This window comes from Hymenobacter psychrotolerans DSM 18569 (genome assembly GCF_900142395.1).
In the GTDB taxonomy this organism is placed as follows: Bacteria; Bacteroidota; Bacteroidia; order Cytophagales; family Hymenobacteraceae; genus Hymenobacter; species Hymenobacter psychrotolerans.
Genome location: NZ_FRAS01000008.1, coordinates 154,119 through 166,165, shown reverse-complemented (window position 1 = coordinate 166,165; position 12,047 = coordinate 154,119). Strand labels below are relative to the sequence as shown.

The following is a 12,047-nucleotide window of genomic DNA, read 5'->3' as shown; positions in this document are numbered from 1 at the left end:
CCACAGACGATGTCGAGTGCTGATCCGACTCGTGTGTACGAGCTGTTCAATTCCTTTTGTTCTACGCGTGGTCTTCAGCAGCCTCCCTTCCGAAGAAGTGAGCTACCAAAGCCCTTTCATTTGTCTTTCCATCCATTCAAAGAACGTGCGTCGCTTCTCGTGTGAAGCAACGTAGTGACTCATCTGCTGAGTCCGGGTCCCGGCTTCCGATCGAAGCGGGCTGCAAAGGTACACAACCTTTTTAAAATCGCAAGAAAAAGGTTGTTTCTTTTTCCTGCCTGCCCGGCCGCTTCTCGTTCGAAGCGCGGCGGGCTGCAAAGGTAGCACCCTTTTCTTACTTTCCAACTCTGAGCCGAAAAACTTTTTAGGGCTTTTCGTAGAGTCGGGGCCTGGCTTCCGGATGAAGCGGACGGCAAAGGTAACACCTCGTTTTCTTCGCCTGCAAGTAACCAGGCAAACTTTTTTTTCGAAGCGGGTTCCGATTCCGGTCGAAGCGGGCTGCAAAGGTAATAGTTACTTTTTACAAAGCAAATCCCCTTTTACTTACCTCCTATTCCCACATCCGTTCGATTTGGGAGTGCAAAGGTGCGATAATCAGTCTGAATTGTCAAGCCCCGTGAACATATTTCTTTTGATATCACAGCAAGATTTTTGCATCTAATTATCAGACAATATATTATGCTTGCTGTCTCTCATAAACAATATAGCCGGGAGCCTCTGTGAGGCTCCCGGCTATATTGTTTATGGTCTTTCTACTTCAGGTGTAAAGTGCTCTTTCGATCAGGGCCGACACTTACGATACTTACTGGAACTGACAGATAGCGCTCCAAGTATTCTATATAAGAAGTAAGCGCTGCTGGAAGAGTTGCGGGGTCCGATATTGCTTGCAACGTGGTTTTCCAGCCTGGGAGGCTAACATACACAGGCTGCATGTTTTCCAGGTCGCCGTGGTCGGGAAGTTGGTCGGTGAGGCGACCATCGGAAAACTGGTAGTGAGTGCAGACACGGATTTCATCGAATTCGTCCAGTACGTCGGCTTTCATCAGGTGAATCTCGGTGACTCCGTTGAGCATGATGCTGTAGCGGAGTGCCGGCAAATCGATCCAACCACAACGACGTGGGCGGCCGGTGGTAGAGCCAAACTCGCGGCCCGCCTGTCGGATCTGCTCTCCTACTTGGTCGTGCAACTCGGTTGGGAACGGGCCGCTGCCTACGCGGGTGCAGTAGGCTTTGCTGATACCGTACACCTTCTGTATATGCTGCGGCGCAATGCCCAAGCCGGTGCAGGCGCCGGCTACAATGGTGCTGGAGGAAGTAACGTAGGGGTATGTACCAAAGTCAATGTCGAGCATGGAGCCCTGAGCACCTTCCGCCAGAATATTCTTCCCTTGCTTCAGCAAGTCATTGAGCAGGTATTCTGTGTCCGTGAGTTTGAGAGTACGCAAGAACTCTACGGCCGAAAAGAAATCGGCCTCGAATTCTTCAATTTCGAGGCCGCGGCCGTGGAATTCTGCGAGGGTAGCGTGACGGGCAACGGCTGCCTGGTAGCGCTGATCAAAGTCGGGGAGCAGGATGTCGCCGACGCGAAGGCCTGTACGGCCGATTTTGTCCTGATAGGTAGGTCCGATGCCTTTTAGCGTAGAGCCAATTTTGCTGCCGCCGCGGGCTTCCTCATTGATACGGTCGAGGGCGCGGTGCGAGGGAAGGATCAGTTGCGCTTTGCGCGAGATGTAGAGGTTCTTCTCCCAATCGATGCCACGGTCGGTGAGCTTCTGGAGTTCTTGGCGGAACACTACCGGGTCGAGCACGACACCGTTGCCGACGACATTGATGATATGGGGGTGAAAAATTCCGGATGGCACTTGGTGCAGCACGTGCTTGATACCATCGAAAGTGAGAGTGTGGCCGGCATTGGGGCCACCCTGGAAGCGGGCTACTACATCATAGGTGGGGGCCAGTACATCGACAATCTTGCCTTTGCCCTCGTCCCCCCACTGCAGTCCTACTAGTACGTCAACGGGCATTAGTTTGCGGCTTTCAACTGTTGTGCGGCCGACTGTTCGTCGTCTGCAATGGAAAAAATGGCGTTCAGCTTGGTCAGGGCGAGCATCTTGCGCGGGTGGTCGGCGGGGTTGATGAGTACCAACTCGCCGCCACGGCTCCGAAACTTGGTGAGTAATGACACCAGCACACCAATACCGGTGCTGTTGATGTAGCGGATGCCGGAAAGATCAACGGCGCAGTGGCGAATATCTTCGCCCAAGTGCTGATCAACGGTTTGCAGCAGTTGCTGGGTATCGGGGCTGCCGATAAGGTCGCCGGAAAGGCGCACGGAGAGGATGCCGTCCTGGACGGTAGATTCGGTTTTCATTCAGCTAGAGAGCGGGCAGCGGCCTGCGCACGGCAGTCGCCGCACACGCCGTAAAGGTTCAAAGAGTGATGCAAGATATGGAAGTTGAGTAACTCCCCGACCATCGTTTGGATGCCGTGGATGCGGGGGTCGCAGAATTCAACGACCTTGTGGCATTCCGTACAGATGACGTGGTCGTGCTGCCGGTAGCCGTATGATTTCTCGTATTGCGCAAGGTTACGGCCGAACTGGTGCTTGCTCACCAGCCCGTGCTCTACGAGCAAATCCAGCGTATTGTATACGGTGGCCCGGCTCACCTGCAGGCCCTGCTCTTTCATGCCGGCGTAGAGTTCCTCCACATCGAAGTGTCCGGTGCGGGAATAGATTTCCTCCAGGATAGCATAACGCTCCGAAGTTTTGCGCAGGCCTTTATTCTCGAGGTAAGCAGTGAAGATCTTCTTTACCTCTTCGTATTTCTCTTTGTCTAACATTTTAGGCAACCTTATATATAAGGAGTGGTGCAAAGGTACTACATAACAATCGGGTGGCTGCTTTGGCGACTACCACAGGCATCAGCCGACTCTTTTTATATACCATTTTATACTCGCGCCATATTTTAAAGCTATTTAAGACCTATGTATCGAAGCGCTCCACAACCAGCACTCCATTCACCCGGGACAAGCGTTGGATTAGCTTCGTCAGGTGAGCGGTATCGTTGACGAACACCATAATCTGGCCTTCAAACATACCGTCGTCCGAGTCGATGGTGATGGAGCGCATGTTCACTTTGAGGCTGTTGCTGATGATGCGCGTAACGTCATTTACCAGCCCTACCCTATCGGAACCTTTGATGCGGATGCCAGCCAGGAATGCCAGCTCCAGCTGATCAGTCCATTTGGCACGCACAATGCGGTTGCCGTAGTTCGACATCATCTGCACCGCCTTGGGGCAGGAAGTACGGTGAATGACGATGCCTTCATCGGTTTCGAAGCCGAACACGTCGTCGCCGGGGATGGGGTTGCAGCACGGCGCGATGGTGTAGTCGAACTTGTCGGTCCGCTCCCCAATGACGAGCATATTGGCATTCACGCCCCGCACCTTTTGCACTTCGTGGTCGAAGGCTTTGGGCTCAAACATGGAAGGCAGACGTGGCACTTCCGTGGATGGATTGAACAGATCAACCTTGATTTCGCGCCCGTCAATCTGGCCAATGGCTACCCGGTAGAAAAACTCCTGCGTATTGAAGGTATTGAAGTGCGCCAGCAGCTGGTTGAGGTTTTCGGGCGTAAACTCAATTCCCAGTAGCTCCATGCGCTTCTCCACCAGAAAGCGGCCGTCTTCGGCTTTGGCGCGCTTGTCGTCGCGGAGCCAGTCTTTGATTTTGGAGCGGGCTTTGGAGGTAATGACGTACTGCAGCCACTCTTCCGTAGGCTTCTGCCGCTGCGAGGTAAGTATTTCTACCTGGTCGCCGTTGCGCAGCTGGTAGCTAAGCGGCTGCAGCTTCTGGTTCACTTTGGCCCCCAGGCACTGCAGCCCGATGTGTGTGTGAATGTCGAAGGCAAAATCCAGCGCAGTGGCCTTATCGGGCAGGATGACCAGCTTGCCTTTGGGCGTGAAGGCATACACTTCCTTCACGAAGAGGTTCTGGCGGAACTCGTCCATGAACTCCAGGGCGCTGGAGTTGTTGGTTTCGAGCATCTCGCGCACCTTCGTTATCCAGGCTTCCAGCGTGCTTTCTGGCTGCGGCACGCCGGTGTCCTTGTATTTCCAGTGCGCGGCGTAGCCTTTCTCGGCAATATCGTCCATGCGGCGGCTCCGGATCTGCACTTCCACCCACTGGCCTGAGCGGCTCATAACGGTGGTGTGCAGGCTTTCGTAGCCGTTGGCTTTGGGCGTGCTCACCCAGTCGCGCAGCCGGTCGGGATTGGGCTGGTAGAAGTCCGTAACGATGCTGTAGACCTGCCAGCAGGCGGCCTTTTCCTGCTCCTGTGGCACATCCAGAATCACGCGCACGGCAAACAGGTCGTACACCTCGTCGAAGGTGATGTTCTGCTTGCGCATCTTCTTGAGGATGGAATAGATGCTTTTGGGCCGGCCCTTTATTTCAAAGGAGAAGCCCTGCGCTTTCAGCTCTTCATCAATGGGTAGCACAAACTCCTTGATAAACCGGTTGCGGGCACTGCGGCTCTGGCGTACCCGGTTTACCAGCTCGTTATACACCTCGGTGTCGGTGTATTTCAGGTGCAGGTCTTCCAGCTCCGTCTTGATGGCGTAGAGCCCCAAACGATGAGCCAGCGGCGCGTAGAGGTAGATGGTTTCGGAGGAAATCTTGAGCTGCTTGTGGCGCGGCATCGAGTCGAGGGTCCGCATGTTGTGCAGACGGTCGGCGAGCTTGATGAGAATCACGCGTACATCTTCCGAGAGCGTGAGCAGCATCTTGCGGAAGTTCTCGGCCTGCTCGGAAGTGCCGTATTCGAAAACGCCCGAAATCTTGGTCAGGCCGTCTACGATGCGGGCCACCTTGGTCCCGAACTCGCGCTCCACATCAGCAATTTCCCAGGGCGTATCCTCCACCACATCGTGCAGCAGCGCCGCCACAATGCTGGTAGTGCCCAGCCCGATTTCTTCTACCACTATCTGGGCCACAGCCAGCGGGTGCAGAATATACGGCTCGCCGGACTTGCGGCGCATTTCCTTGTGCGCCTCCAAGGAGGTATTAAACGCCTTTTTGATCAGCTTGGCGTCGCCGGGCTTGAGGTACGGTTTGGCGGTGCGAAGGAGGCGGCGGTAGTGGCGCAGGATTTCCTGGCGCTCTACTTCGGGGTCGATGAGGGTGGCCATGCTACACGGGCGGCGCCAGAGCGCCAGAGTCAAGAAGTGCTAAAGTACGGCATCAGGCCGGAGCTTGGGCTGATGCCAGGGAGAATTTACCGGTTTCTACCCTTATAACAGGCCCGCCGCTTATAAGGTGCGCGCCGGCTGCCAGCGCCAGTATTAGGTAAAGTAAATCCTGCATTGGAAATTCCGGTTGGCTTCTGTAGCTTTGCGCCCCCAAGGCAGTTGGCCTCAGGACGCGGATGTGGCGAAATTGGTAGACGTGCCAGACTTAGGATCTGGTGCCGCAAGGCGTGTGGGTTCGAGTCCCTCCATCCGCACAATAGTTTAGGTTTTTACTCTAAAAACCGCTTCTCAACCCTCAACCCACCCGTTGGGGGTTTCTTTTTAACCGGGCTAGCCCGCTGTTTACAACACGTAGTACCCTTAACCGACCCCTCGTTTTGGACATTACCCTCGACAAGAAAGACGACCAGCTGAATGCCATCCTGACAGTAAACCTCACGGAGGCTGACTACGCTCCTGCTGTGGAAGCCAAGCTGAAGGATTACAGCAAAAAGGCGCAGATCAAAGGGTTCCGCCCGGGCAAAGTGCCGGCTTCGCTGGTACGCAAGATGTACGGCAAAGGCATCCTGGCCGACGAAATCAACGCGCTGCTGGGCAAGGCGGTGGATGGCTACATCAAGGAAAACGACCTCAAAATCCTGGGCGAGCCCCTGCCGATGTCCAACAACATCGACCTGGACGCGCAGAAGGACTTTGCGTTCCAGTTTGAGCTGGGCCTGCTGCCCAACTTCGAGCTGCCCGCCGACCAGAGCGTTTCGGTAGACCGCCACAAGGTAGACCTCGACGAAAACACCCTCAACGAAACGTACGAGCAGATTGGCCGCCAGTTCGGCGAAACGTCGGAGCCTGAGGCTTCGGAGGCCGGCGACTACATCTTCGGTAAGCTGAAAAAGGCGGACGAAGAAGGCGAAGGCCGCCAGGTGCTGCTGCCCACGAGCAAAGTGACGGCTGGTGCCGACAAGTTCGTAGGCGTGAAAGCCGGCGACGTGGTAACGTTCGACCTGAAGGAAGCTTTCGGCGGCGACGCTACGGCCATCCGCAACTTCACGGGCTTCGGCAAAGATGAAGCCGCTGCGGTGGAAGGCGAGTACACGCTGACCGTGGACAAAGTGAACCGCACCGTAGAGCCCGAGCACAACCAGGAGCTGTTCGACAAGGTGTTCGGCAAGGACATCGTGACGTCGAAAGAGGAGTACGACGAGAAAATCCGCGGCACGGTGCAGGAGAACTACGACCGGGAAGCCGACAACCTGATGAACCGTCAGATCATCGACAAGATGCTGGAAAGCACCACCATTGAAATTCCGAAGGAGTTCTTCAAGAAGTGGTTGCTGCGCGCCAACGAAGGCAAGCTGACCGCCGAGCAGATTGAGGAGCACTACGACGACTACGAGAAGGAGTTGAAGTGGAGCCTGATCCGTAACAAAGTAGTGGAAGAGCAGGGCCTGAAAGTGGACAATGAGGAAATCGTGGACCGCACGATGCAGAAGATTCTGGGCCAGTTCAACATGGAAATGACTCCGGAACTGGAAGAATCAGTACGCGGCTTTGCGGACAACTTCCTGCGCCAGGAGAACGGCAAAAACTACGTACAGGAGTATGAAGCCATTCTGGCAGAGAAAGTGCTGGAAAACCTGCGCGGCAAAGTTGTTGTTAACGACAACCCGATTACGGCCGAGGACTTCCGCAATCAGAATGCTGGCTAAGCGCTGACATTTCCGGTTTTCGAACCAACAAAAAAGCCCTTACTTGCCGTATGGGCTTTTTTGTTGCCCATCGGTTTCGGTTTGACACATTTCATCTCCCACTTTTTCTGACATGCTGAATAAACAAGAGTTCCGCAAATTTGCCGTAAAAGGCCAGGGTCTCAGCGGCCTGGGCGTTGACCAATACATCCAGCACGTAGAAGGCCAGACCCGCAACGGCCTGATTATGCCTACGGGCATGACCCGGTCGGTGATTGAGGAACGTCCTACGCGCTTTGCTGAAATTGACGTGTTTTCGCGCCTGATCATGGACCGGATTGTGTTCCTGGGCACGGCCGTTGACGACTATATTGCCAACATTCTGACGGCGCAGATGCTGTTCCTGGAGTCGGTGGACGCCAAGAAGGACATCCTGCTCTACATCAACTCGCCCGGTGGCTCGGTGTACGCTGGCCTCGGCATCTACGACACCATGCAGTACGTGAACCCCGACGTGGCTACCATCTGCACGGGCCTGGCTGCCTCGATGGGTGCCGTACTGCTGGCCGGTGGCGCCAAAGACAAACGCTCGGCCCTGCCCCACGCCCGCGTCATGATTCACCAGCCCTCGGGTGGCGCACAAGGCCAGTCGTCGGATATCGAAATTACGGCCCGCGAGATTCTGAAGCTCAAGAAGGAGCTGTACGACATTCTGGCGGAGCACACTGGCAAAACCTACCAGGAAATCCACGACAACTCGGACCGTGACTACTGGATGCGCGCTGATGAGGCCAAGGAGTACGGCCTGATTGACGAGGTTCTGGAGAAGAAGAAGGCGTAAGCTTGCTTTTCCACAACGTTCATACGAACGTTTCTACAGCAAAAAGCCCGCCGAAGCGGGCTTTTTCTTTTTAGTAGAAGGCAACCTCAACGGCACTTTTTTAACTCTGTGGGGCGTTGGCCTTTTCGTACCTTTGGGGTAGGTTTCGTGAAAACAGCCTACCTCCCCTACCCTGAGAGCTTCCCTGGCAATGGCAGATATAACGTGTTCTTTCTGCGGAAAGAATAAAAAAGACGTCTCGGTTATGATTTCCGGCATCAACGCGCACATTTGTGAGCGGTGTGTGGGTCAGGCCCAGCAGATTCTTAATGAGGAGAACAAGATTCGGTCGAACTCGAAAGCGCCGAAGTTCAACCTCGTGAAGCCGCGCGAAATGAAGGACTACCTCGACCAGTACGTGGTAGGCCAGGACGAAGCCAAGAAGGTGATGTCGGTGGCAGTGTACAACCACTACAAGCGCCTGATGCAGAAGCCGCAGAAGGATGACGTGGTGATTGAGAAGTCCAACATTATCATGGTAGGCGAAACCGGCACCGGCAAAACCTTCCTGACTCGCATGCTGGCCAACATTCTGCAGGTACCCTTCTGCATTGCCGATGCTACCGTGCTGACTGAGGCCGGCTACGTGGGCGAGGACGTGGAAAGCATCCTGACGCGCCTGCTGCAGGCCGCCGACTACAACGTGGAAGCGGCCGAGCGCGGTATCGTCTACATCGACGAAATCGACAAGATTGCCCGCAAGAGCGACAACCCCAGCATCACGCGCGACGTGAGCGGCGAAGGCGTGCAGCAGGCCATGCTGAAGCTGCTGGAAGGCACCACGGTGAACGTACCGCCCCACGGCGGCCGCAAGCACCCCGAGCAGAAGATGATTACGGTGAACACCGAAAACATCCTCTTCATCTGCGGCGGCGCCTTCGTGGGCATTGAGCGCATCATCAAAAACCGCCTCAACACCAAGCCGATTGGCTTTGCCAAAACGCAGCTGGAGGAGAAAGTAGACACGCAGAACTTCCTGCGCTACGTGACGGCTCAGGATTTGAAAGCTTTCGGCCTGATTCCGGAGCTGATTGGTCGCCTGCCGGTGCTTACCCACCTCAACCCGCTCGACCACGCTACCCTGCGCAAAATCCTGACGGAGCCCAAAAACTCCATCGTGAAGCAGTACCAGCGCCTGTTCGATATGGAAGGCATTCAGCTCAGCTTCTCGGAAGGCGCGCTGGAGTACATCGTGGTGAAAGCCGACGAGTACCGCCTCGGGGCCCGCGGCCTGCGCAGCATCTGCGAAGGTATCATGACCGACGCCATGTTCGACATGCCTTCCGAAGAAGGCGTTAAAGAACTGGTGATTGATGAAGAATATGCTCGGAGCAAGTTTGAGCAGACGGCTATGAAGCAGCTACGTGCGGCGTAGTAATAAACACCCCCAAAAGAGAAAAGGCCCTTCTTGTGAAGGGCCTTTTCTCTTTTCTGCCATATAGGCTTTCTATGCCTTCAAATACCCCACCATCAGCTTAGCTGCTTTTTCGGCGGACTTCTGCTGGCCCAGCTTCTCCCGGATTTCGGCGTAGCCGGCCTTTTGCTGGGCAACGAAGGCATCATCGGCGGTTACTTTCTTAAGCTCTGTAACGAGGTTGCGTGAATTGAACTCGCCCTGAATCAGCTCTTTCACCACTTCCTTATCGGCAATAAGGTTGACGAGGGAAATGTAGGGCACCTTGATGACGGCCTTTCCTATGGCGTATGACACGGCGCTGGTGCGGTAGCATACCACCTGCGGCACATCAAACAGGGCGGTTTCCAGCGTGGCCGTGCCGCTCGTGACGAGGGCCGCTTTGGCGTGGGCCAGCAGGTCGTAGGTCTGGTCGAAGATGATGCGCACGTTGTTGCGCTCGAAGTGGGCGTAGTAGTTCGGGTCGAGGTTGTCGACACCGGCCACCACGAACTGGTAGTCGAGAAACGGCGGGATGATGGCCGTCATTTCGTAGAGCATCTCCTCGATTTCCTGCTTGCGCGAGCCAGGCAGCACCGCAATAATCGGCCGCGCCGGGTCGAGGTTGTTGCGCTGAAAAAAGTCCGGGGCAGCCTGGTGGTCGGCTACCGCATCGGCCGTAGGATTGCCGATGTAGTCGACATCGTAGCCAAACCGCTTGTAGAATTCCTGCTCGAAGGGCAGAATCACAAACATCTTGTCTACCAGCTTCTTGACCGTGTGCACGCGGCTCTGGTTCCAGGCCCAGATTTTCGGCGAGATGTAATAAAACACCTTGATGCCGTTGGCTTTGGCAAACTTGGCCACGCGCAGGTTGAAACCGGCGTAGTCCACCAGAATCAGCACGTCGGGCTTGTAGTGCAGCAGGTCGCGCTGGGCTTCTTTGAGGTAGCCCCGGAATTTGAGCAGGCTGGTAGCGGCCTCCCAGAAACCCATGATGGCCATTTCCTGATAGTGGCGCACCTGCGTGCCCCCTACTGCCTGCATCTGGTCGCCGCCCCAGAAGCGGAAATCAGCCTGCGGATCCTGCCGCTGCAACTGGGTCATTAGGTTGGCGGCGTGGAAGTCGCCGGACCGTTCGCCAGCTATGAGGTAGTATTTCATTGAATTAAGAATTAAAAATCAAGAATTAAGAATTGGAGCAATCAAAACGCACCTTCGCGCAGCATTCCACACGGTGGCCATTATTAATTGTTAATTCCTGATTCTTAATTACTCCCCCAGGTATTCCACGAAGTTGCGGGGCGTTTCGTAGAGCTTGATGCTGTGCAGGCGGGCCGGCGAAATCTGCTCGATTTCGGGAGCCAGAATCTTCCAGAACGCAATAGCCAGGTTTTCGGTGCTGGCCATCTGGCCTTCCATGAACGGCACGTCGAGGTTGAGGTTTTTGTGGTCTACCTTCTCGATGACGTGCGTGCGGATGAGCGTGCTGAGCTGCTTGAGGTCGATGACGAAGCCGGTTTCGGGGTCGGGCTTGCCCTTTACCGTCACGATAAGGTCGAAGTTGTGGCCGTGCCAGTTGGCGTTGGCGCAGGGACCGAACACCTCCCGGTTGCGCTCCTCACTCCACTTGGGGTTGTAGAGCTTGTGCGCGGCGTTGAAGTGTTCCTGTCGGCTGATGTAAATCATTCGATGCGATGCTGAGTATTCGATGGGCTGAGTGGCCACCGGCCGGCAAAAAGAATGCGCACGACCAGTGCAAACCAGCGCAAAATGAGAGCTGCCGCCAGCCACAGCCCGACAAAAAGCGGGACCGAGACGCAGCAGCTTGGCCCATCAGGCTTTATTGCGCAGCAAATATACGAAGAACGGTACGCCAAACAGGGCCGTCACCAGCCCCACGGGCAGGCCGGCGGGCGGATAAAGCAACCGGGCCAGCAGGTCGCAGGCCAGCAGGAAATTGCCGCCGAGCAGGGCACAAAACAGCATATTGGCCCGCCCCGTAACGCCCAACAGCCAGCGCGTGAGGTGCGGCACCATAAGTCCCACAAAACCCACCGGCCCACAGAGCGCCACTACGCAGCCCGTAAGGCCCGAGGCCGTGAGCAGCAGCAGCCAGCGCGTACGGCCCACGTTCACGCCCAGCCCCTGCGCCCGCTCCTCGCCCAGCAGCAGAATGTTCAGGTCTTTCTGCACGAAGCCGAATAGCAGCAGCGCCGCTACCAGCATCAGGGCCGGATACGGCAGCATGTTCCAGCCCGCCCGCTCGAAGCTACCGGCGGCCCAGAACGTGACACTGCGCAGCTTCTCCTGCGTAGCCGACAGAAACGTGAATACGCCGCCGATGGCCGTTGTGAGGGACCCTACCGCCACGCCCGCCAGCAGCAGCTGCGCCGGCACAATACGGCCCCGCTGGCTCCCGATGGCCACCACTACCAACGTGGTGGCCAGGGCACCGGCCAGGGCAAACAGCGGCGGCAGATAAACGCCTCCCAGCGTGAGACTAGGCAGCAGCGACAGGCACAGAATAGCGCCGAGCGAGGCCCCGGAGGCCGTACCGAGCAGGTAGGGGTCGGCCAGCGGATTGTTGACCATGGCTTGAATTAGGTAGCCGCTGAAGGCCAGCCCGGCCCCGGCCAGCAGCGCCAGCAGAATACGCGGCAGCCGCAGCTCCACCAGCACCAGCTGGGCCGGGTCTTGGGGGTTGTAGTGCGTGAGCGTGCGCAGAATGAAGGTGTAATCGGTTTCGTAGGAGCCGATGCGCAGGCCCAGCACCACCAAGCCCAGCATGAGCAGCAGGCTGGCTATTATCCAGGGCAGGGCGCGTTGGTTCATAGT

General features: G+C 56.3%; 10 protein-coding genes and 1 tRNA gene. 4 read left to right on the top strand and 7 right to left on the bottom strand.

All coding sequences use genetic code 11. The features are described 5' to 3' along the window. Positions 1-752 precede the first annotated feature (752 nt). The 4 genes from BUE15_RS09630 to BUE15_RS09615 form a co-directional block, all read right to left on the bottom strand. Positions 753-2,024, bottom strand: coding sequence for an adenylosuccinate synthase (locus tag BUE15_RS09630; protein ID WP_073283773.1), 1,272 nt, complete (start codon positions 2,022-2,024; stop codon positions 753-755). After that, the gene (locus BUE15_RS09625; RefSeq protein ID WP_073283770.1) at positions 2,024-2,371 is read right to left on the bottom strand and encodes an STAS domain-containing protein; all 348 of its coding nucleotides are present in this window, start codon (positions 2,369-2,371) and stop codon (positions 2,024-2,026) included. Before BUE15_RS09625 ends, BUE15_RS09630 begins: the two co-directional genes overlap by 1 nt. Continuing rightward, on the bottom strand, positions 2,368-2,841 hold the full coding sequence (locus BUE15_RS09620; protein WP_073283767.1) for a Fur family transcriptional regulator: 474 nt from the start codon (positions 2,839-2,841) through the stop codon (positions 2,368-2,370). The genes BUE15_RS09625 and BUE15_RS09620 overlap by 4 nt, the downstream gene beginning before the upstream one ends. Positions 2,842-2,983: 142 nt before the next feature. Beyond that, complete coding sequence (locus BUE15_RS09615; protein WP_073283764.1) at positions 2,984-5,191, bottom strand: RelA/SpoT family protein; 2,208 nt, start codon at positions 5,189-5,191, stop codon at positions 2,984-2,986. Positions 5,192-5,423: 232 nt separating this feature from the next. On the opposite strand from BUE15_RS09615, the gene BUE15_RS09610 reads away from it, so the two are divergent. The 4 genes from BUE15_RS09610 to clpX all read left to right on the top strand — a co-directional run bounded on the left by BUE15_RS09610 (position 5,424) and on the right by clpX (position 9,191). Further along, positions 5,424-5,505 (top strand) — tRNA-Leu (locus tag BUE15_RS09610). 123 nt (positions 5,506-5,628) lie between these two features. Then, positions 5,629-6,957: a trigger factor gene (gene tig, locus BUE15_RS09605; RefSeq protein WP_073283761.1), complete on the top strand. Its 1,329-nt coding sequence runs from the start codon at positions 5,629-5,631 to the stop codon at positions 6,955-6,957. A gap of 112 nt (positions 6,958-7,069) precedes the next feature. After that, positions 7,070-7,777, top strand: coding sequence for a ClpP family protease (locus BUE15_RS09600; protein WP_073283758.1), 708 nt, complete (start codon positions 7,070-7,072; stop codon positions 7,775-7,777). A gap of 190 nt (positions 7,778-7,967) precedes the next feature. Then, positions 7,968-9,191, top strand: coding sequence for an ATP-dependent Clp protease ATP-binding subunit ClpX (gene clpX, locus BUE15_RS09595; RefSeq protein WP_073283755.1), 1,224 nt, complete (start codon positions 7,968-7,970; stop codon positions 9,189-9,191). A 72-nt stretch (positions 9,192-9,263) separates the two neighbouring features. On the opposite strand, the gene lpxB is transcribed toward clpX, so the two are convergent. From lpxB to BUE15_RS09580, 3 genes are all read right to left on the bottom strand, one after another. Continuing rightward, on the bottom strand, positions 9,264-10,373 hold the full coding sequence (gene lpxB, locus BUE15_RS09590; protein WP_073283753.1) for a lipid-A-disaccharide synthase: 1,110 nt from the start codon (positions 10,371-10,373) through the stop codon (positions 9,264-9,266). A gap of 108 nt (positions 10,374-10,481) precedes the next feature. Then, entirely contained in the window at positions 10,482-10,898 is a 417-nt protein-coding gene (locus BUE15_RS09585) for a 6-pyruvoyl trahydropterin synthase family protein (RefSeq protein ID WP_073283750.1), read from the bottom strand. 147 nt (positions 10,899-11,045) lie between these two features. Further along, on the bottom strand, positions 11,046-12,044 hold the full coding sequence (locus BUE15_RS09580; RefSeq protein ID WP_073283747.1) for a FecCD family ABC transporter permease: 999 nt from the start codon (positions 12,042-12,044) through the stop codon (positions 11,046-11,048). Between the last annotated feature and the right edge of the window lie 3 nt (positions 12,045-12,047).

Bases quoted from the DNA above. Each gene is read 5' to 3' on its own strand.
- BUE15_RS09630 (WP_073283773.1), bottom strand. From the start codon at position 2,024: ATGCCCGTTGACGTACTAGTAGGACTGCAGTGGGGGGACGAGGGCAAA.
- BUE15_RS09625 (WP_073283770.1), bottom strand. From the start codon at position 2,371: ATGAAAACCGAATCTACCGTCCAGGACGGCATCCTCTCCGTGCGCCTT.
- BUE15_RS09620 (WP_073283767.1), bottom strand. From the start codon at position 2,841: ATGTTAGACAAAGAGAAATACGAAGAGGTAAAGAAGATCTTCACTGCT.
- BUE15_RS09615 (WP_073283764.1), bottom strand. From the start codon at position 5,191: ATGGCCACCCTCATCGACCCCGAAGTAGAGCGCCAGGAAATCCTGCGC.
- BUE15_RS09600 (WP_073283758.1), top strand. From the start codon at position 7,070: ATGCTGAATAAACAAGAGTTCCGCAAATTTGCCGTAAAAGGCCAGGGT.
- clpX (WP_073283755.1), top strand. From the start codon at position 7,968: ATGGCAGATATAACGTGTTCTTTCTGCGGAAAGAATAAAAAAGACGTC.
- lpxB (WP_073283753.1), bottom strand. From the start codon at position 10,373: ATGAAATACTACCTCATAGCTGGCGAACGGTCCGGCGACTTCCACGCC.
- BUE15_RS09585 (WP_073283750.1), bottom strand. From the start codon at position 10,898: ATGATTTACATCAGCCGACAGGAACACTTCAACGCCGCGCACAAGCTC.
- BUE15_RS09580 (WP_073283747.1), bottom strand. From the start codon at position 12,044: ATGAACCAACGCGCCCTGCCCTGGATAATAGCCAGCCTGCTGCTCATG.